This window comes from Erwinia sp. LJJL01 (assembly GCF_047300805.2).
GTDB lineage: Bacteria > Pseudomonadota > Gammaproteobacteria > Enterobacterales > Enterobacteriaceae > Erwinia > Erwinia aphidicola.
This window is the reverse complement of record NZ_CP178576.1, coordinates 3,051,313-3,069,435: the sequence shown is the minus strand read 5'-3', so window position 1 is coordinate 3,069,435 and position 18,123 is coordinate 3,051,313. Positions and strand designations below refer to the sequence as shown.

The 18,123-nt window shown below is 56.9% G+C and carries 17 protein-coding genes; 4 read left to right on the top strand and 13 right to left on the bottom strand.

Features of this window, described 5'->3' with window-relative positions:
* Positions 1-7: 7 nt before the first annotated feature.
* The 3 genes from ribH to nrdR form a co-directional block, all read right to left on the bottom strand.
* Positions 8-478, bottom strand: coding sequence for a 6,7-dimethyl-8-ribityllumazine synthase (gene ribH / locus ACLI4M_RS15150; RefSeq protein WP_048916959.1), 471 nt, complete (start codon positions 476-478; stop codon positions 8-10).
* Between the two features lie 87 nt (positions 479-565).
* Positions 566-1,669 carry a bifunctional diaminohydroxyphosphoribosylaminopyrimidine deaminase/5-amino-6-(5-phosphoribosylamino)uracil reductase RibD gene (gene ribD / locus ACLI4M_RS15145; protein WP_133624287.1) on the bottom strand — a complete coding sequence of 368 codons (1,104 nt, stop codon included), beginning with the start codon at positions 1,667-1,669 and terminating at the stop codon, positions 566-568.
* Positions 1,670-1,673: 4 nt separating this feature from the next.
* Positions 1,674-2,123, bottom strand: a complete 450-nt coding sequence (gene nrdR, locus ACLI4M_RS15140) for a transcriptional regulator NrdR (RefSeq protein WP_048916961.1) — start codon at positions 2,121-2,123, stop codon at positions 1,674-1,676.
* 190 nt (positions 2,124-2,313) lie between these two features.
* On the opposite strand from nrdR, the gene ACLI4M_RS15135 reads away from it, so the two are divergent.
* Positions 2,314-2,865 (top strand): DUF3251 domain-containing protein, encoded by a 552-nt coding sequence (locus ACLI4M_RS15135; RefSeq protein ID WP_133624288.1) that lies wholly within the window; start codon positions 2,314-2,316, stop codon positions 2,863-2,865.
* Positions 2,866-2,950: 85 nt separating this feature from the next.
* On the opposite strand, the gene secF is transcribed toward ACLI4M_RS15135, so the two are convergent.
* The 5 genes from secF to queA all read right to left on the bottom strand — a co-directional run bounded on the left by secF (position 2,951) and on the right by queA (position 8,422).
* Positions 2,951-3,919, bottom strand: coding sequence for a protein translocase subunit SecF (secF, locus tag ACLI4M_RS15130; protein ID WP_048916963.1), 969 nt, complete (start codon positions 3,917-3,919; stop codon positions 2,951-2,953).
* A 10-nt stretch (positions 3,920-3,929) separates the two neighbouring features.
* Positions 3,930-5,777, bottom strand: coding sequence for a protein translocase subunit SecD (secD, locus tag ACLI4M_RS15125; protein ID WP_133624289.1), 1,848 nt, complete (start codon positions 5,775-5,777; stop codon positions 3,930-3,932).
* Between the two features lie 27 nt (positions 5,778-5,804).
* Positions 5,805-6,134: a preprotein translocase subunit YajC gene (yajC, locus tag ACLI4M_RS15120; protein WP_133624290.1), complete on the bottom strand. Its 330-nt coding sequence runs from the start codon at positions 6,132-6,134 to the stop codon at positions 5,805-5,807.
* A 17-nt stretch (positions 6,135-6,151) separates the two neighbouring features.
* Positions 6,152-7,282: a tRNA guanosine(34) transglycosylase Tgt gene (gene tgt, locus ACLI4M_RS15115; protein ID WP_048916966.1), complete on the bottom strand. Its 1,131-nt coding sequence runs from the start codon at positions 7,280-7,282 to the stop codon at positions 6,152-6,154.
* Between the two features lie 69 nt (positions 7,283-7,351).
* Positions 7,352-8,422 carry a tRNA preQ1(34) S-adenosylmethionine ribosyltransferase-isomerase QueA gene (gene queA / locus ACLI4M_RS15110; protein ID WP_133624291.1) on the bottom strand — a complete coding sequence of 357 codons (1,071 nt, stop codon included), beginning with the start codon at positions 8,420-8,422 and terminating at the stop codon, positions 7,352-7,354.
* A gap of 103 nt (positions 8,423-8,525) precedes the next feature.
* Between queA and ACLI4M_RS15105 the strand changes: the two genes are divergently transcribed.
* The 3 genes from ACLI4M_RS15105 (at position 8,526) to ACLI4M_RS15095 (ending at position 11,326) form a co-directional block, all read left to right on the top strand.
* Complete coding sequence (locus ACLI4M_RS15105; protein ID WP_133624292.1) at positions 8,526-9,107, top strand: ACP phosphodiesterase; 582 nt, start codon at positions 8,526-8,528, stop codon at positions 9,105-9,107.
* Between the two features lie 196 nt (positions 9,108-9,303).
* Entirely contained in the window at positions 9,304-9,906 is a 603-nt protein-coding gene (locus ACLI4M_RS15100) for a peroxiredoxin C (protein ID WP_048916968.1), read from the top strand.
* A 145-nt stretch (positions 9,907-10,051) separates the two neighbouring features.
* On the top strand, positions 10,052-11,326 hold the full coding sequence (locus ACLI4M_RS15095; RefSeq protein WP_133624293.1) for a histidine-type phosphatase: 1,275 nt from the start codon (positions 10,052-10,054) through the stop codon (positions 11,324-11,326).
* Between the two features lie 41 nt (positions 11,327-11,367).
* On the opposite strand, the gene proY is transcribed toward ACLI4M_RS15095, so the two are convergent.
* The 5 genes from proY to phoR form a co-directional block, all read right to left on the bottom strand.
* Positions 11,368-12,720, bottom strand: coding sequence for a proline-specific permease ProY (gene proY / locus ACLI4M_RS15090; protein WP_133624294.1), 1,353 nt, complete (start codon positions 12,718-12,720; stop codon positions 11,368-11,370).
* 55 nt (positions 12,721-12,775) lie between these two features.
* Positions 12,776-14,098, bottom strand: a complete 1,323-nt coding sequence (gene brnQ / locus ACLI4M_RS15085) for a branched-chain amino acid transporter carrier protein BrnQ (RefSeq protein ID WP_133624295.1) — start codon at positions 14,096-14,098, stop codon at positions 12,776-12,778.
* Between the two features lie 404 nt (positions 14,099-14,502).
* Positions 14,503-15,603, bottom strand: coding sequence for a cobalamin-independent methionine synthase II family protein (locus ACLI4M_RS15080; protein ID WP_133624296.1), 1,101 nt, complete (start codon positions 15,601-15,603; stop codon positions 14,503-14,505).
* 255 nt (positions 15,604-15,858) lie between these two features.
* The gene (locus tag ACLI4M_RS15075; protein ID WP_133624297.1) at positions 15,859-16,782 is read right to left on the bottom strand and encodes a PstS family phosphate ABC transporter substrate-binding protein; all 924 of its coding nucleotides are present in this window, start codon (positions 16,780-16,782) and stop codon (positions 15,859-15,861) included.
* A gap of 19 nt (positions 16,783-16,801) precedes the next feature.
* Entirely contained in the window at positions 16,802-18,115 is a 1,314-nt protein-coding gene (gene phoR / locus ACLI4M_RS15070) for a phosphate regulon sensor histidine kinase PhoR (RefSeq protein WP_133624298.1), read from the bottom strand.
* Positions 18,116-18,123 lie beyond the last annotated feature (8 nt).

Genomic DNA, 18,123 nt, shown 5'->3' with positions numbered 1-18,123 from the left:
CTTAAAATCAGGCTTTGATGGCTTTCAATACGTTAATCATTTCCAGAGCGGTCAGGGCTGCTTCAGCACCTTTATTACCCGCTTTGGTTCCGGCGCGTTCAATGGCCTGCTCGATGCTTTCCGTCGTCAGCACGCCAAAGGCAACCGGGATATCGCTGTTCATGGCAACGCTGGCCAGGCCAGAACTGGCCTCACCTGCCACATATTCGAAATGAGCAGTACCGCCACGGATCACCGTGCCCAGTGCCACAATCGCATCATGCTTGCCGGCTTTCGCCACGGCACGTGCAGTCATTGGCAGTTCGTAAGCGCCCGGAACCCAGATGACGGTGATGTTTTCATCTTTCACCTGGCCGATACGCTTCAGGGCATCGATGGCACCGCTCAGCAGGCTGTCGTTGATAAAGTTGTTGAAACGCGCAATAACCAGGGCAACGCGCGCGTCAGGGGTAGCAACAGCAGCTTCAATAACGTTCATAATCTTCCTTTCAGGGTTCTGTTTGGCCCCGCAGGGGGGCGGATTCTATCACACTCTTCGGCGCTCTGCTTGTTTTTGCAGAAACCGTCATAACGGGTTCAGCGTGAGGCGTAAATCAGGCCCCAGCTGACGAATATCACTAAAGGTAAAGGCCGGGGCGGCGGCCAGCTGCTGCAAGCCCGGCAGGTGGCACAGGCCACGCCCGGCATCGCCCAGCAGCTTCGGTGCCAGGTAGACGATCAGCTCGTCTACCACGCCGGCCTGCAGCAGCGCCCCGGCAAACTGTGCTCCGGCCTCCACCCAGACGCTGTTAATCTGTTTTCTGCCGAGCAGCATCATCATCGACACCAGATCGAGGCGATCGTGATGACGCGGCACGCAAAACTGCGTCACGTTCTCCGGCCAGCTTTGCTCGTCACACTGCGTGCGTGCCAGCCAGGTTTCCCCCGATTGTGCAATCAATCGGTGCCCGGGCATGACGCGATTCTGGCTGTCGACGATAATTCTCACCGGCTGACGCAGCAGTTCGGGCGGGTATTCCGCCTGCGTGCCGCTGTCCAGCTCGTCGTACCGCACGGTCAGGGAAGGATTATCCGCCAGCACCGTGGCGCTGGTGCTGAGGATAGCCGAGCTCTGCGCGCGCAGCCGCTGCACATCGCGCCGCGCCTGGGGTGAGGTGATCCACTGACTTTCGCCGCTGGCCATTGCCGTACGGCCATCCAGCGATGCCCCCAGCTTAAGCTGCACCCACGGGAACCCGGTGCGCATGCGCTTGAGAAAGCCACGGTTCAGCGCTTCCGCTTCCTGCATCATCAACCCGTGGCTGACTTCAATACCCGCCTGCTGCAAACGATAAAGACCGCGGCCCGCCACTTCCGGGTTTGGGTCCTGCATGGCGGCAACCACCCGGCTGACGCCCGCGGCAATCAGGGCATCACAGCACGGCGGCGTGCGTCCGTGGTGACTGCACGGTTCCAGCGTGACGTAAGCGGTGGCCCCTTTGGCACGCTCTCCTGCCATACGCAGGGCATGCACCTCCGCGTGCGGTTCACCGGCGCGCAGGTGATAGCCCTCGCCGACGATGGCGCCGTCGCGCACGATCACGCAGCCGACGTTAGGGTTCGGCGTGGTGGTAAAGCGGCCGCGACGCGCCAGTTCCAGCGCGCGCGCCATGTAGATTTCATCACGCATCGCGTCAGTCCTGTAAGCGGGCAATCTCTTCGCCAAATTCACGAATGTCTTCGAAGCTGCGGTAAACAGAAGCAAAGCGGATATAGGCAACTTTATCCAGTTTTTTCAGCTCATCCATTACCAGCCCACCGATAAGCTTGCTGGCAACTTCGCGTTCACCGGTGGCGCGCAGCTGGCTTTTAATGTGGCTGAGGGCGGTTTCTACCGCGTCGGAATTGACCGGGCGCTTCTCCAGCGCCTTCATCAGCCCGCTGCGCAGCTTGTCTTCGTTGAACGGTTCGCGCACATCATTGCTCTTGACCACGCGCGGCATCACCAGCTCCGCCACTTCAAACGTGGTAAAGCGCTCGTGACACACCAGGCACTGACGGCGGCGGCGCACGGAGGTGCCTTCCCCGACCAGGCGGGAATCGATCACTTTGGTATCGACGGCGGAACAGAATGGGCAATGCATGTCGCGTCCTGATAATCCTGAAAATTAGCGGTTAGTGTACCGCGATCGTGTCCTGCTGCCAAAGCCGGCTCGGTAATTACGCACCAATTTTATCGGTCTTGCGCAACAAAACAGAGGATTTATCTGCGGGCGGTTAAGACCCGTTTGCTCTAAGATAAAGTGAATCGGTTTAATCACAAGGAAATGAACAATGACAACGGCTTATCTCAGACTTTCGCTGGTCAGTTCTCTGCTGCTTTTGGCAGGTTGTGCCGCTACCCCGCCGCAGCCGAAAATCAGCCAGCTGCATAATGAGGTCGGAAAGCTGAGCCAAGAGATGCGCCAGCTGACGAATCAGGCCAGCGCACTGGAAAGGCAGGGTAATCTCAATAGCGGCTCAGCGCAGGGTGCCTGGCTGTTACCCGCAGCAAAAACCGGCGTGGTGCTGAAAAGCCAGGCCGGTGACCTCAAGCTGTCGCTAAGCCATGTGGAGGCGGAAGCCAACGGCACGCGCGCGATCCTGCAAATTCATGCTACCAATGACGCCCCGCTCCCTGCCTTCACTGCCGAAGTGGAATGGGGCGAGCTGGACGCCGCCACCGGCAAACCCCTCACCGTCAACAGCCAGTCACAGCAGATTCAGGTCGACAGCGCGCTGCTGCCTAAGAGTGAAGAAACTGTCTCGCTGCGCCTGAGCAACCTGCCGCCGGATCAGCTGGGCTATGTGCGCATCCATGATGTGGTAGTGAAAACCGCGCCATAAAAAAAAGCCGCATCATCCGATGCAGCTTTTTTGTCGGGGCGGACCTCTTTTTCGGTCCGCCCGCTCTGGCTCCTAACCCGTCTGGTTAAGGCAGAATCGAAGGCTGATCTGCGCCCTCTTTTTCCACTTTCTGCTGCAGCATGTGTTCACGTTTCATACCCAACTTCAATGCCAGCGCCGAAGCCACATAGATTGAAGAAACGGTACCAATGGAAACACCGATCAGCATGGTCAGCGAGAAGCCTTCCAGCAGCGCACCGCCGAAGATAAACAGCATCAGCACCACCACCAGCGTGGTGGCAGAGGTCATGATGGTACGGCTCAGCGTCTGCGTCAGCGAGACGTTGACGATATCGTAAGGCGTACCGCGACGGATCTTGCGGAAGTTCTCACGAATACGGTCCGATACCACGATACTGTCGTTCAGCGAGTAGCCGATAACCGACATCAGCGACGCCACGATGGTCAGGTCAATCTCAATGTGGAACAGTGAGAGTATCCCCATGGTGATCACCACGTCGTGCGCCAGGGCCAGTACCGCCCCCAGTGCCAGACGCCATTCGAAGCGGAAGCCAACGTAAATCAGGATGGCAATCAAAGCCACCAGCAGCGCCATACCGCCCGCCTGCGCCAGATCGCTACCCACGCTCGGGCCGACGAACTCAATACGCTTAACGGTGGCATTCTGCTGGCTGGCCTGGTTGATGATAGTCACCACCTTGTTGCCCAGCTCCTGACCGGCATTGCCTTCGTTTGGCGACATGCGAACCAGCACGTCGCGGCTGCTGCCGAAGTTCTGCACCTGCGGGTCGACGAAGCCGGATTTCTCCAGCGCGCCGCGCAGCTGCTCGATATCAGCCGGTTTTTCCAGGGTAATTTCAATCACCGTACCACCGGTGAAGTCCAGACCCCAGTTAAACCCCTTCAGACCCATAATCAGGCAGGAAGCAATCAGCAGCAGCCCCGAAAGAGTAAAGGCCACTTTGTCCCAGCGCATAAAGTCATGGACTTTACGGCCGTAGTTCAGTTGTTCAACGCTATAGTCCTGTGCCACATCGCACTCCTCAGATAGACAGCTTGTTGATGCGTTTGCCGCCGTACAACAGGTTTACGATGGCGCGGGTACCGACAATGGCAGTAAACATTGAGGTCACAACGCCGATGGCGGTGGTGATCGCAAAGCCTTTAATCGAGCCGGTGCCCACAGCGTACAGAATGATCGCGGTAATCAGCGTCGTGACGTTGGCATCAATAATACTGGAGAACGCGCCTTTATAGCCTTCATGGATCGCCTGCTGAATGGATCGCCCATTCTTCAGCTCTTCCTTGATACGTTCGTTAATCAGTACGTTGGCATCAACGGCTACCGCCAGCGTTAACACGATACCGGCAATACCCGGCATGGTCAGCGTTGCGCCCGGCAGCAGTGACATGATTCCGACAATCAATACCAGGTTCGCCACCAGTGCAGAGGTCGCAATCACACCGAACTTACGGTAGTAAACCACCATAAAGACGATGGAAGCGATCAGGCCCCACAGGCAGGCTTCCAGACCCTGAGTGATGTTCTGCGCACCCATGGTTGGACCAATGGTACGTTCTTCCACAATCTGGATTGGCGCAATCAACGCACCGGCACGCAGCAGCAGCGACAGCTGACGGGCCTCATTCGGGTTGTTGATACCGGTAATACGGAAGCTGTTACCCAGTCGGGACTGGATGTTCGCCACGTTAATCACCTCTTCCTGCTTCGCCAGAATGGCACGGCCGTTGGCATCTTTCTTCCCGCTGTCTTTGTACTCAACAAACAGGGTTGCCATCGCTTTGCCGACGCTGTCCTTGGTGAAGTTGGACATGATGTTACCGCCAGCGCTGTCCAGGGAGATATTAACCTGAGGCTGGTTGTATTCATCGGTGCTTGAGGTGGAGTCGGTAATATGGTCACCGGTGAGGATCACACGCTTGTACAGCACCACTGGCTGACCATCACGCGTGTCTTTCACTTCAGAGTCACCCGGTACGCGGCCGTTAGCTGCAGCGGTGGCATCCACGCTGGTGTTAACCAGACGGAATTCCAGCGTCGCTGTCGCGCCGAGGATCTCTTTAGCACGTGCCGTATCCTGAATACCCGGCAGTTCAACCACGATACGGTCAGAACCCTGACGCTGTACCAGTGGTTCCGCTACGCCAAGCTGATTAACACGGTTACGCAGAATGTTAATGTTCTGCTGAACCGCATATTCACGCGCTTCACGCATACGCTCATCGCTCATTACCGCCGTCAGGGCATTGCTGCCGCTGCTGTTGATAACCATATCGCGATGGCGGCCGGTCAGATAACTCACCGCTTCGTCACGTGCGCCTGCGTCGCGGAAACGAATTTCCAGACCGTAGTTGTCGGTCTTGCGCACGTTAACGTAAGGAATATTTTTATCACGCAGGTCGCTACGCAGGTTGTCGATGTTCTGCTCCTGGAGTTTACCCAGAGCGGTATCCATATCGACTTCCATCAGGAAGTGAACGCCGCCGCGCAGATCGAGACCGAGTTTCATCGGCTCTGCGGCCAGCATCGCGAGCCAGGTTGGAGTAGCCGGGGCGAGGTTAAGCGCCACTACGTAATTCTCGCCAAGAGCCTGCATAATCGCTTCACGCGCGCGCAGCTGCACGTCGGTATTCGCAAAACGCGCCAGAATAGCGCCATTTTCCAGTGCCAGTGATTTGCTCTGGATATTATCTTGTTTTAATGCATTCTGGATCTGAACCAGCGTTTGCTCACTGGCGGCGCTTCCGCGCGCACCAGTGACCTGAACAGCCGGATCCTCACCATACAGGTTGGGCAGTGCATACAGCAGACCGACGAGTAATACGACGATCAGCATGATGTACTTCCACAAAGGATAACGGTTTAACACGGCAGTTCCCTTAGGGAAATCAAAAGATTACAGCGCCTTCATGGTACCTTTCGGCAGAACGGCAGCTACGAAGTCACGTTTGACTACAACTTCAGTGGACTCGTTCAGTGCGATAGCAACATAGCCAGTTTCAGCTACTTTGGTCACGCGACCGACCAGGCCACCGGTCGTCAGCACTTCATCGCCCTTAGAGATAGAGTCCATCAGTTTCTTGTGCTCTTTCGCACGTTTCTGCTGTGGGCGCAGGATCATGAAGTAGAAAATCAGGCCAAATACCACCAGCATGATCACCAGAGAATAAGGACTTCCCTGAGATGGAGCTGCGGCTGCCACGGCATCAGAAGTGAAAAAGCTCATTAAATTTCCCTCATTGTTTAATTATCAGACGGCAATGGCGGAACCGCCAGCCCCGTCCGTTGGTAGAATTCGGTCACGAAGTGCTCTAACTTACCTTCTTCGATAGCCTGGCGTAAACCGGCCATCAGGCGCTGATAGTAACGCAGATTGTGGATGGTGTTCAGACGCGCACCCAAAATTTCGTTACAGCGATCAAGATGATACAGGTATGCACGGCTGTAATTGCGACAGGTGTAGCAATCACACTCAGCATCCAGCGGCGACGTGTCATCTTTGTACTTCGCGTTGCGGATTTTTACCACCCCGTCGGTCACAAACAGATGGCCGTTACGCGCATTACGCGTCGGCATCACACAGTCAAACATATCAATACCGCGACGGACGCCTTCCACCAGATCCTGTGGCTTACCGACGCCCATCAGATAGCGCGGTTTATCCTGCGGAAGCTGCGGGCAGACGTGCTCGAGAATTCGGTGCATATCTTCCTTTGGCTCACCGACCGCCAGGCCGCCCACAGCGTACCCATCAAAGCCAATCTCTACCAGTCCTTTAACTGACACATCTCGTAAATCTTCGTAAACACTGCCCTGGATTATGCCAAATAAGGCATTTTTATTCCCTAAGGAATCAAAGCGATCGCGGCTACGTTGCGCCCAGCGCAGCGACATCTCCATTGAACGCTTAGCGTAATCCCAGTCGGCCGGGTACGGTGTACATTCATCGAAAATCATTACGATATCAGAGCCGAGATCGTACTGAATTTCCATCGATTTTTCAGGATCGAGGAAGATCGCATCGCCGTTAATCGGGTTGCGGAAGTGCACGCCCTTTTCGGTGATCTTACGAATGTCGCCCAGGCTGAAGACCTGGAAGCCGCCGGAGTCAGTCAGGATCGGCCCTTTCCACTGCATAAAGTCGTGCAGGTCGCCGTGCAATTTCATGATCTCCTGGCCCGGACGCAACCATAAATGGAAGGTGTTGCCGAGGATGATCTGCGCACCGGTATCCTGCACTTCTTCCGGCGTCATGCCTTTTACGGTGCCGTAAGTGCCCACGGGCATAAATGCCGGGGTCTCTACCACGCCACGGTCAAAGACCAGGCGGCCACGACGCGCGCGGCCGTCGGTTGTGTCTAATTCAAACTTCACATTGCCTCCACCGGATAAACAGTCCGATGCAAATGGTTATAAAGGACGGGAGTGTCCCGTCCGGGGAGATTACTGGCCCGGGATCTCGGCGTAAGCCTCAGGATTTCGGGTGATAAACATGGCATCGCCATAGCTGAAGAAACGGTACTGCTCTGCCACCGCCTGCTGATAAGCATGCATGGTGTGGCGATAGCCGGCAAACGCCGATACCAGCATAATCAGCGTTGATTCTGGCAGGTGGAAATTGGTCACCAGCGCATCAATCACCTGATAGTGATAGCCCGGGTAGATAAAGATTTTGGTATCGCCGAAGAACGGGGCAATCAGCGCGTCTTCTGCCGCCTGCGCCGCGCTCTCCAGCGAGCGTACTGAGGTGGTGCCAACCGCGATCACCTTGTTGCCGCGCGCCTTGCAGGCCAGCACCGCATCAACCACCTCCTGCGGCACTTCGGCATACTCGGCATGCATGATGTGATCTTTTATGCTGTCGACGCGCACCGGCTGGAAGGTCCCCGCCCCGACGTGCAGGGTGACGAAAGCCGTCTCGATCCCCTTCTCACGCAGCGCTTCCAAGAGCGGCTCATCAAAGTGCAGGCCGGCGGTTGGGGCAGCGACCGCCCCCGGCTTCTGGCTGTAAACCGTCTGGTACAGTTCGCGGTCGGCATCTTCATCCGGCCGATCAATATACGGCGGCAGCGGCATATGGCCGATGGCGTTAAGGATATCCAGCACCGGGCGAGCATCGTTAAATTCTATTTCAAACAGCGCATCGTGACGTGCCACCATCGTCGCCTGCACGCTCTCATCGTCGCCCAGCAGCAGCGCTGTGCCCGGCTTCGGCGCTTTCGAGGAGCGCACGTGGGCCAGCACGCGGGTGTCATCGAGCATGCGTTCGATCAGCACTTCAATCTTGCCGCCGCTGGCCTTGCGGCCAAAAATACGCGCCGGGATCACCCGCGTATTATTAAATACCAGCAGGTCGCCTGGATTGAGTTTGTGCAATAAATCGGTGAAAACCCCGTGCGACAGCGCACCGTCCGGGCCGTTAAGGCTCAGCAGGCGGCATCCGCTGCGCTGAGCCTGCGGGTAGTGGGCAATCAAAGATTCAGGTAACTCAAAGGTAAAATCGGCAACGCGCATGATCATTCACAGTCTGGGAAATCAGGGCGCACATTCTAGCTGAAAACTGACCATAGCTAAACAATCTGCGTAAACTCTGCAAAAAGTGGGATAGAATCATCGCATGAACTATCTTGCACACCTTCACCTCGCCCACCTGGCCGACAGCTCGCTGCTGGGCAATCTGATGGCCGATTGCGTTCGCGGCAACCCCTATCCGCAGTGGCCAGCACCGATCGCTGACGGCATCGCGATGCATCGCCGCGTCGATGTGATGACCGACTCTCTGCCGGAGGTACGTGCGGCGCGCCAGTTTTTCCGCACGGAAACCCGCCGCGTCGCGCCGATTACCCTGGATGTCATCTGGGACCATTTTCTGTCATTACACTGGGATAAACTGGTGCCGGAAATTTCCCTGCCAGATTTTTTGCGTGATGCCAGAAATGTGATCGCCCCGAAATTAGCCAGCACGCCTGAGTCGTTCCAGAATCTTAACCGCTATTTATGGCAGCAGCGCTGGATGGAGCGCTACGCGGAGGCCGCTTATCTGCAAAATGTGCTGCGCGGCATGGCCAGCCGTCGCCCACGTTTGGCAGCACTGGCAGAGAGCTACCAGGATTTCATCGATAACTATCAACAGCTTGAAGAGTTTTTCTGGCAGTTCTATCCGCGCATGATGGCGCAGGCAGTGCAGAAAGCGCTGTAAACAGGCGAGCGCAGTTTTACACCTTGCCCTTTTTGTAAAAAAGGTTATTGTATGAAACTGCTTTATTATTCAAAGATTTTTGATAGGTACAACCTATCTCAATAATCGGCGTTTAGCGCTGGTTAGCACTGTGACGCAGATCATATACTGCCTGCGTCTTGTCCCCTTATTTCAACTTACTTCTACAGGAGTGAACATGGTCCTGGTAACTCGTCCAGCCCCTGATTTTACCGCCGCAGCTGTGCTGGGCAACGGTGAGATCGTAGAAAACTTCAACTTTAAAAAACACACCGCTGGTAAAGCCACCGTTGTGTTCTTTTGGCCAATGGACTTCACCTTCGTCTGCCCTTCTGAGCTGATCGCTTTCGACAAGCGTTATGCAGAATTCCAGAAGCGCGGCGTGGAAGTAGTCGGCGTTTCCTTCGACTCAGAGTTCGTGCACAACGCATGGCGCAAAACGCCAGTTGATAAAGGCGGCATCGGCGAAGTTCAGTACGCGATGGTTGCTGACATCAAACGTGAAATCCAGAAAGCTTACGGCATCGAGCACCCGGATGCGGGCGTTGCTCTGCGTGGTTCTTTCCTGATCGACAAAGCCGGTGTGGTTCGCCACCAGGTTGTTAACGATCTGCCACTGGGCCGTAACGTTGATGAAATGCTGCGCATGGTTGACGCGCTGCAGTTCCACGAAGAGCACGGCGAAGTGTGCCCGGCTCAGTGGGAAAAAGGAAAAGAAGGTATGGGCGCATCTCCAGAAGGTGTGGCTAAGTACCTGTCCGAGAACGCAACTAAGCTGTAATTGCTGCCGTTTTCAAAAAAAGCTCGCTTCGGCGGGCTTTTTTTTCGCCCGTGCTTTACTCTCTCCCCACCTCTTATGTCCCTTTTGATGCTGAAAATTTGCCATCATATCTGTCGAATAGCGCGTTCCCTGCAAGGATGACCTGATGAAAAAATCCCTCCGCACTCTCTCACTCGCCGCCTGCTGCCTTACCGCCAGCCTGAACGCCGGGGCAGAACCTCACTACGTGCTGGAAAAGGTGGTGGAGGTCAGCCGCCACGGCGTGCGCCCACCGACCGCCGGCAACCGTAAAGAGATGGAAGCGGCCAGCGGTCGGGCGTGGGCAAGCTGGCTGACTGCTGACGGCCAGCTGACCGGGCACGGTTACACTGCTGCCTGGCTGAAAGGCAAGTATCAGGCCGAGAGCTATCGCCAGCATGGCTTACTGGGCGCTGGCTGCCCGAGCGCAAAAGAGGTCTACGTCTGGTCCAGCCCGCTCAAGCGCACTCTGGCCACGGCGGAGGCGCTGACTGACGCCGCCTTCCCCGGCTGCGGTATCCGCGTGCATCACTCGGCACAACATAACGACCCGCTGTTCCAGAATGACAGCCCGGGCTATGCCACGCTGGATGAAGAGACGCAGCGCAAGGGTGCGCTCAATGCGCTGGGCGGCAGCCTGGCTGAGGCGCAGCAGCGGTTTAAACCCGAAATAGACCTGCTGAAAAATGCCGTATGTCAGGCCGGTTCGCCTTGCCCGGTGTTTGATCAAGCCTGGGAGATTAAATTTGCCCGCGATGGCCGCATTATGATTAGCGGGCTGGATACGCTGGCTGCGATGGCAGAAACGCTGCGGCTGGAGTGGAGTGAGAATAAACCGCTGAGTGAAGTGGCCTTTGGGCATGCCGCCAGTGCGGCGCAGATCGGCAAACTGATGGCGATGCAGACGCCAAAATATGATGCCACTAACGATCAGCCCTATGTTGCACAGCGCGGCGGCTCACTGTTAATGGACCAGATAGCCAAAGCGTTGCAGAGCGGCGTCACGCTGCAGGAGAATGCGCCACCTGACACCCGCTGGCTGCTGTTTGTGGCGCACGACGTCAATATCGCCTACCTGCGCACCCTGCTCGACTTCAGCTGGACCCAGGGCGATTACCCGCGCGGCAGCGTGCCACCGGCGGGCAGCCTGATTTTCCAGCGCTGGCAGGATAATAGCAGCGGTAAGCGCTACCTGCGTGTTCTGTTCCAGGCCCAGAGCCTCGATCAGATCCGCAACCTGACGCCGCTCAGCGCTCAGCAGCCACCTTTGCTGACCGAACTGACCTTTAACGGCTGTAAGATGACGCCAGTGGGTACGCTCTGCCCGTATCAGGCCACGCTGCAGCGTATCAGGCAGCATATCGACCCTGCGCTGGCGATCCCGGTAAATTACCCGCAATAAACAGAAAGGGCCGACGCAAACAGCGATCGGCCCGCAGAGTATCAATGAATCCGGCGCTTCACCCACTGCCAGCTAATCACCAGCAGCGCTATCCACGCGATGCCGACATACAGCGACACGCGAGTATCCGGGAAGTAGCCAATCAGGCAGATCACAAAGGCGAGGAAGATAATTCCCACCACCGCCGTGAACGGCCCCCCGGGCAGCGTAAACTTCAGCTGCTGGCGCTGTTCCGGCGTCAGCGTGCGGCGGAAACCTATCTGCGAAAACAGGATCATAATCCACACCCAGACGGTGGCAAAGGTAGCCAGCGAGGCGATGACCAGGAACACTTTTTCCGGCATCAGATAGTTGAGATAAACCGCAATTAACATTGCCACCATCATTGCCAGCACCGTGACCCACGGAATGCCGCGGTTAGAAACGGTGGAAAATATCTTCGGTGCATGCCCCTGCTGCGCCATACCATGCAGCATGCGCCCAACGCCAAACACATCGCTATTAATCGCCGACAGGGAGGCGGTAATCACCACAAAGTTGAGGATCGCTGCCGCAGCCGCAATCCCCATATGCTGGAAAGTCAGCACAAACGGACTGCCGTTGGTCCCTACCTGGTTCCACGGATAGATCGACATAATGACAAACAGCGTGCCGATGTAGAACACCAGGATGCGCAGCGGAACGGTGTTGATCGCCTGCGGAATCGACACCTGGGGATTTTTCGCTTCGCCAGCGGTAATGCCAATAATCTCAATACCGCCGAAGGCAAACATCACCACCTGCAGCGACAGCACCACGCCAATCCAGCCATTGGGCACAAAGCCGCCGTTGGTCCACAGATTGCTGATACCCGTTGCCTGGCCGCCGTTACCGATGCCCCAGAAGATAATGCCAAGACCCGCGAGGATCATCACAATTATCGTGGCCACTTTAAACAGCGACAGCCAGAACTCCACCTCACCAAACACCTTTACCGTCGCCAGATTGATAGCACCAATAATCAGCACCACGCTCAGCACCCAGATCCAGTGCGGCACATCCGGGAACCAGACGCCCATATAGATACCAAATGCGGTCACATCAGCAATGGCTACAATTAGGATTTCAAAGCAGTAGGTCCAGCCTGTAATATAGCCGGCGAGTGGACCGAGATAGTCTTGTGCATAGCGAGAGAAAGAGCTGGCTTGAGGGTTATTGACCGACATTTCGCCGAGGGCACGCATAATAATATACGCGGCGATACCGCCAATAACATAAGCAAGAAGAACGGCGGGACCGGCCATTTTGATGGCATCTGCCGAGCCATAAAACAGCCCGGTGCCGATAGCCGAACCCAGAGCCATAAAACGAATATGGCGGGTACTCAGTCCCTTTTTGAGTGTTGTACTTGTCATATTTCCACCTGTCGATTCCCCTTTTCCAAAGGGGAAAAGGGGAAAGTTTACAACGCTATTGCTGATGCGCAGTAACTGACTGGCGGCCAGAAATACGATCGTACACGGCTACCAATACCAGCATCACCAGTGAAGGCGGCAACCATGCCAGACCCTGATCGGCCAGCGGCAGATTTTGGGTAAAGGCAGGAAGCACGTCTTTAAAGTGGGTGGTTTTAATTGCATCAACGATACCGAACAGCAGGCTGACCAGCATAGTTGGCGCAATAATTCTCGTACTCTTATTCCACCAGCGCAGCGTAAAGCTCAAGAGTACCAGCACAATGCACGGCGGATAAATCGCAGTTAACACTGGAATTGAGAATTGGATTAGCTGGCTGAGGCCGAGGTTGGATACCACCATCGAGAACAAGCCAAGAATAAACACCAGCTGGCGATAGGTGAGTGGCAAATGATGCTCAAAGAACTCAGCACAGGCACAGGTCAGACCAACTGCGGTGACCATGCAGGCGACAAAGATAAGCGCCGCAAGGAAGAAACTGCCCATATCACCGAAGGTGTGCTGCACGTAGGCATGCAGAATAGCGGCACCATTGGCATTCTGATCGACGATAGCCGCGCTGTCTGAGCCAAGTTTAAACAGCGCCAGATAGACCAGCGTCAGGCCCACGCCGGCAATCAGACCAGCAATCACCGTGTAGCGGGTCAGCAGCTTCGCCTCGCTGATACCGCGCGAACGGGCAGCATTAACAATCACGATGCCAAACACCAGCGCGCCCAGGGTATCCATGGTCAGGTAACCATTGACGAAACCGCTGGAGAACGCCGCACGCTGGTAGTCAGCGGTTGCCGGTGCAAGACCGCCCGCAGGCCACAGCAGCGCCGCAACGCCGAGGATAGCCAGCGCGACAATTTTCAGCGGTGCCAGCACGTGGCCAACGGTATCCAGCAGTTTGCCCGGGTAGAGTGAAATGCCAATCACCAGCACGAAGTAAATCAGGCTGTAAATAAACAGCGGCAGCGGGCCGTCGCCGGTCAGCGGGGCAATACCCACTTCAAACGACACGGTGGCAGTACGCGGCGTGGCAAACAGCGGGCCAACGGCGAGGTAGCAGACGGTAGCCAGCACCAGGCCCGCAGCTTTACCGATTGGTGAGCTGAGAGCATCAATACCGCCCCCGACGCGCGCCAGCGCAATCACGGTGATCACCGGCAGGCCTACCGCGGTAATCAGGAAGCCCAGGGCGGCAATCCAGACGTGTTCGCCGGACTGAATCCCGACCATTGGCGGGAAAATAATGTTTCCGGCGCCGACAAACAGGGCAAAAGTCATAAAGCCCAGCGCCAGAATGTCTTTAGAAGTTAAACGATGCGTCATAAGAATCGTGTTGCCTGTGGTGATGTTAAAAGTCGTGATGCTGTAATACATCTGCCCCGCTTGCTCTAAAAACGTCGTCAGATCATAACAATGCAGTGAATTACACCGTTTATTGTTCGAACAGGCAGCGATTCTGAGCAGGTTATTCTCTGTATGCAGGGGATTGCGAAAAAACGGGGCTAAGTAGAACGTTTATAGGGGAGAAAGGCAATACGGGATCGGAAAAGCAGGATGATATAGCGCAAAAAACTGCATAAGCAGTGCATATCTTTATCTTCTGCAAAAAAGGCGTTACATGATTTGTATGTTTTTTACTCCCATCGCGCTTATTTTCTGCATTAACATCGCCTCATATGCACAAAAGGCGCGCAAATACGCGCCCTGTACACTTTTTGCTGCACGGGTTACCAGACGCGATTAGCGATATCCACCACCAGGCGCAGCTTGGCCCACTGCTGCGCTTCCGTCAGGCTGTTGCCCTCTTCGGTCGAGGCAAAACCGCACTGCGGGCTCAGGCAAATCTGGTCAAGGCTGACAAACTGTGCGGCTTCCTTAATCCGCTGCTCCACGGTTTCCGCCGCTTCCAGTTCGCCGGTCTTAGTGGTGATCAGGCCCAGTACCACCTGCTGGTCGCCCTTTTTGATAAAGCGCAGCGGCTCAAAGCCCCCCGAGCGCTCATTATCATATTCAAGGAAAAACGCATCGATATTGACGCCGCCAAACAGGATCTCCGCCACCGGCTCGTAGCCGCCTTCAGAGATCCAGGTCGAACGGAAATTCCCGCGGCAGACGTGCAGACCAATGGTCAGATCGTCCGGCTTGCCTGCAATCGCCTGGTTCAGTACGCGTGCATAGGTGCGCGCCAGCGCTTCCGGGTCGTCGCCACGCTCGCGGATCTGCTGCTTTTGATCGTCCGAGCACAGGTAAGCCCACACGGTGTCGTCAAGCTGCAGATAACGGCAACCGGCATCGTAGAAGGCCTTGATCGCATCGCGGTAAGTTTGCGCCAGGTCGTCGAAATAGGCATCCAGCGTCGGATACACTTCCGCATCTATCATTTTGCGCCCGCCGCGGAAGTGCAGCACGCTCGGGCTTGGGATGGTCATTTTGGCAACAGCATCACCGCTGATGCTCTTCAGGAAGCGGAAATCCTCCAGCATCGGGTGGTTGCTGAAGCCCAGCTTGCCGGTCACTTTTACGCCGCGCGCCTTGGTCTGCACGCCGTTAAACTGAATCCCCTGCTCGGCCTCATAGCGCTCAACGCCGTCCAGACCGTCGAAAAAGTCGAAGTGCCACCAGGCGCGGCGGAATTCGCCGTCCGTCACCACCTGCAAACCGCTGGCACGCTGCTGCGCCACCACCTGGCGGATCGCTTCATCTTCAATGCTGCGCAGCGCTGCCGCGTTGATTTCACCCGCTTCAAACTGCTTGCGCGCCTGCTTGATGGCGGCCGGACGTAAAAAGCTGCCAACGACTTCAGCACGGTAATGGGTAGGATGAGTCATGAGTTTGCTCCTGATTACGCCTTAGCGGGCGCGTAATTTAGTGTCGTAACAATTACGTGAAGTTATTTATAGACTTCTGGACGTCTATATGTCTGTCACTAAGAGTGTCATGAGAGGCCTGCCACGGCAAACGAGGAAATTTCATCACGCATGAAATAAATTCATTATGCGGAAATGACAACGGGGCAGGCATGCCTGCCCCCTACGCCAGAGCGTATGTAGGGGCGAGGCATGCCTCACCTGTCAGGCGGGGAATCAGGGTGCCAACATCGCTCTGGCCTGGGTCATCTGTGCATCCGACAGCGGCAGATACCCGGCCTGGCTGACCAGCGCCTGCCCCTGCGGCGACAGCGCTAAACGCAGAAACGCGGCGGTTAACGGCTCCAGCGGTTTGCCCGGCGCCTTATTCACGTAGATATAGAGCGGGCGGGCATACGGGTAGCGGCCGCTGCGAATATTCTCCGCGCTCGGCGCGATCCAGTCGTGACCTTCGCGCGCCACCGGCACAATCTTTACCCCGCTGATATGAAAGCCGGCGCTGGCGTAGCCAATCCCGTTCAGGGAAGCGGCCACCGCCTGCACCACCGCAGCAGAACCCGGGTACTCACCGACATCATTGCGGAAATCGCCGTTGCACAGCGCCTGCTGCTTAAAGAAACCCCAGGTGCCGGAGGCGGAGTTGCGGCCAAAGCGCTGCAGCCCGCGCTGCGCCCAGCCCGGCTGATTCAGCTGCAGATCGCCCCAGGTTTTCGGCTCGGAGCGCGCGCCGCAGCGGCGGGTAATGGAGAAAATGGCATCCAGCTGCTGCGCGTTCAGCCCGACCAGCGGATTATCCTGATTCACCACCACCACCAGCGCATCCATCGCCACCGGCACGGCCAGCGGCGGGTAGCCGTAGCTGTCTTCAAACAGCTGGCGCTCCACCGCCTGCATCGGGCGGCTCATCGCCCCCAGCTGGGCGGCGCCCGCCGCCAGCGCGGTCGGTGCCGTTGACGATCCCGCGGCCTGGATCTGCACATTCACCCCGGGATAGAGGCGATTAAAATTCTCGCCCCACAGCGCCATCAGGTTGCCAAGGGTGTCAGAGCCGACGCTGGTCAGATTGCCCGCCAGCATCCCCTCTTTGGCGTGGGAGCAGGCAGCCACCAGCAGGAGTGCCAGGGCGATTCGCTTTTTCATTACGTCAGATCCGGTTGTCTTATCGCAGGGCATTCTCAGCCAGTTCGGCAGTGACAATCAACCTCGGCGGCAGATGAAAGCTGAAACAGGTCTCACGATGCGGCACGCTGCTGATCTCCAGCCGCGCATTATGGTGGCTGAGCGCATGTTTGACGATCGCCAGCCCCAGCCCGCTGCCGCCGGTCTGCCTTGAGCGGGCTTTATCCACCCGGTAGAAGCGTTCGGTCAGGCGCGGCAGGTGCTCAGCGGCAATTCCCGGCCCGTTATCCTTCACCCTGAACTCGGCGCCGTGGCTGCTGCGCAGCCAGCTGATATCGATGCGCGTACCGTCCGGGGTGTGATTCACTGCGTTATACACCAGGTTGGAGATGGCGCTGCGCAGCTGCTCGTCATTACCGTATACGCGCAGCTGCGGGTCGGTTTGGAAGTGGATCTCATGGCGGCCATTGCTGAGGGTTTCCGCCTCGCGCTGCAGCACGCGCAGCATCATCGGCACGTCGACTTTTTCCTGCAGATCCAGCGCCGGCGCTGCTTCAATGCGCGACAGCGTCAGCAGCTGTTTCACCAGGCTGTCCATACGTTTGGTCTGCTCCTGCATGGTGTGCAGCGCCTTATCGCGCAGCGTGCCCTCCAGCACCGAGTCGTTCATCATCTCCAGGTAGCCCTGCAGCACCGTCAGCGGGGTGCGCAGCTCGTGGCTGACGTTGGCAAAGAAGTTACGGCGCGCCCCTTCCAGCTGGTGCATCTGCGTGACGTCGCGCGCCACCAGCAGCCACTGCCCTTCGCTGTAGGGCATTACGCGGAATTCGAGGTGGCGGTGGCTGTTAAGCACCAGCGTCAGCGGGCGGGAAAAATCGCGCTGGCGCAGATAGCGGGTAAATTCCGGGTAGCGCAGCAGGTTAAGGATGTTCTGACCGTTATCTTCCGGCCAGCGCAGGCCAAGCATCTGCTGAGCCAGGCCATTACACCAGAATATCGTCCCCTCTTCGGTGGTCAGCACCACCGCATCCGGTAGCGATTCGGCGCCGCTGCGAAAACGTTTGATCAGGTGGCCAAGCTCACGGCGGCGGCGGCGGTTACGCGCCTGCATCTGGTACAGGCCGTAGAACAGCGGCTCCCAGCTGCCGCGCCCGCTGGGTGGCGTCATGCTGCGGTCAACCCACAGCCAGTGGGAGAGGCGCAATAAATTGTTGAAGTGAAAACCCAGCACGCAGAGCACTGAGACTAACAGCAGCCAGGGCAGCCAGCCCACCAGCAGCCCGAGAATAAGCGCGGGCAGACCGGCAAGCAGCAGTTCCAGCAATAATCTCTTCCAGGAGAGGCGTTCCAGCACGGTTCAGA

What these genes read in the sequence shown, in the direction of transcription:
- yajC (WP_133624290.1), bottom strand. Translation starts at nt 6,134, where the DNA reads ATGAGCTTTTTCACTTCTGATGCCGTGGCAGCCGCAGCTCCATCTCAG.
- ribD (WP_133624287.1), bottom strand. Translation starts at nt 1,669, where the DNA reads ATGCGTGATGAAATCTACATGGCGCGCGCGCTGGAACTGGCGCGTCGC.
- proY (WP_133624294.1), bottom strand. Translation starts at nt 12,720, where the DNA reads ATGACAAGTACAACACTCAAAAAGGGACTGAGTACCCGCCATATTCGT.
- ACLI4M_RS15135 (WP_133624288.1), top strand. Translation starts at nt 2,314, where the DNA reads ATGACAACGGCTTATCTCAGACTTTCGCTGGTCAGTTCTCTGCTGCTT.
- ACLI4M_RS15105 (WP_133624292.1), top strand. Translation starts at nt 8,526, where the DNA reads ATGAACTATCTTGCACACCTTCACCTCGCCCACCTGGCCGACAGCTCG.
- nrdR (WP_048916961.1), bottom strand. Translation starts at nt 2,123, where the DNA reads ATGCATTGCCCATTCTGTTCCGCCGTCGATACCAAAGTGATCGATTCC.
- ACLI4M_RS15075 (WP_133624297.1), bottom strand. Translation starts at nt 16,782, where the DNA reads ATGAAAAAGCGAATCGCCCTGGCACTCCTGCTGGTGGCTGCCTGCTCC.
- ACLI4M_RS15080 (WP_133624296.1), bottom strand. Translation starts at nt 15,603, where the DNA reads ATGACTCATCCTACCCATTACCGTGCTGAAGTCGTTGGCAGCTTTTTA.
- ribH (WP_048916959.1), bottom strand. Translation starts at nt 478, where the DNA reads ATGAACGTTATTGAAGCTGCTGTTGCTACCCCTGACGCGCGCGTTGCC.
- brnQ (WP_133624295.1), bottom strand. Translation starts at nt 14,098, where the DNA reads ATGACGCATCGTTTAACTTCTAAAGACATTCTGGCGCTGGGCTTTATG.
- ACLI4M_RS15095 (WP_133624293.1), top strand. Translation starts at nt 10,052, where the DNA reads ATGAAAAAATCCCTCCGCACTCTCTCACTCGCCGCCTGCTGCCTTACC.
- ACLI4M_RS15100 (WP_048916968.1), top strand. Translation starts at nt 9,304, where the DNA reads ATGGTCCTGGTAACTCGTCCAGCCCCTGATTTTACCGCCGCAGCTGTG.
- queA (WP_133624291.1), bottom strand. Translation starts at nt 8,422, where the DNA reads ATGCGCGTTGCCGATTTTACCTTTGAGTTACCTGAATCTTTGATTGCC.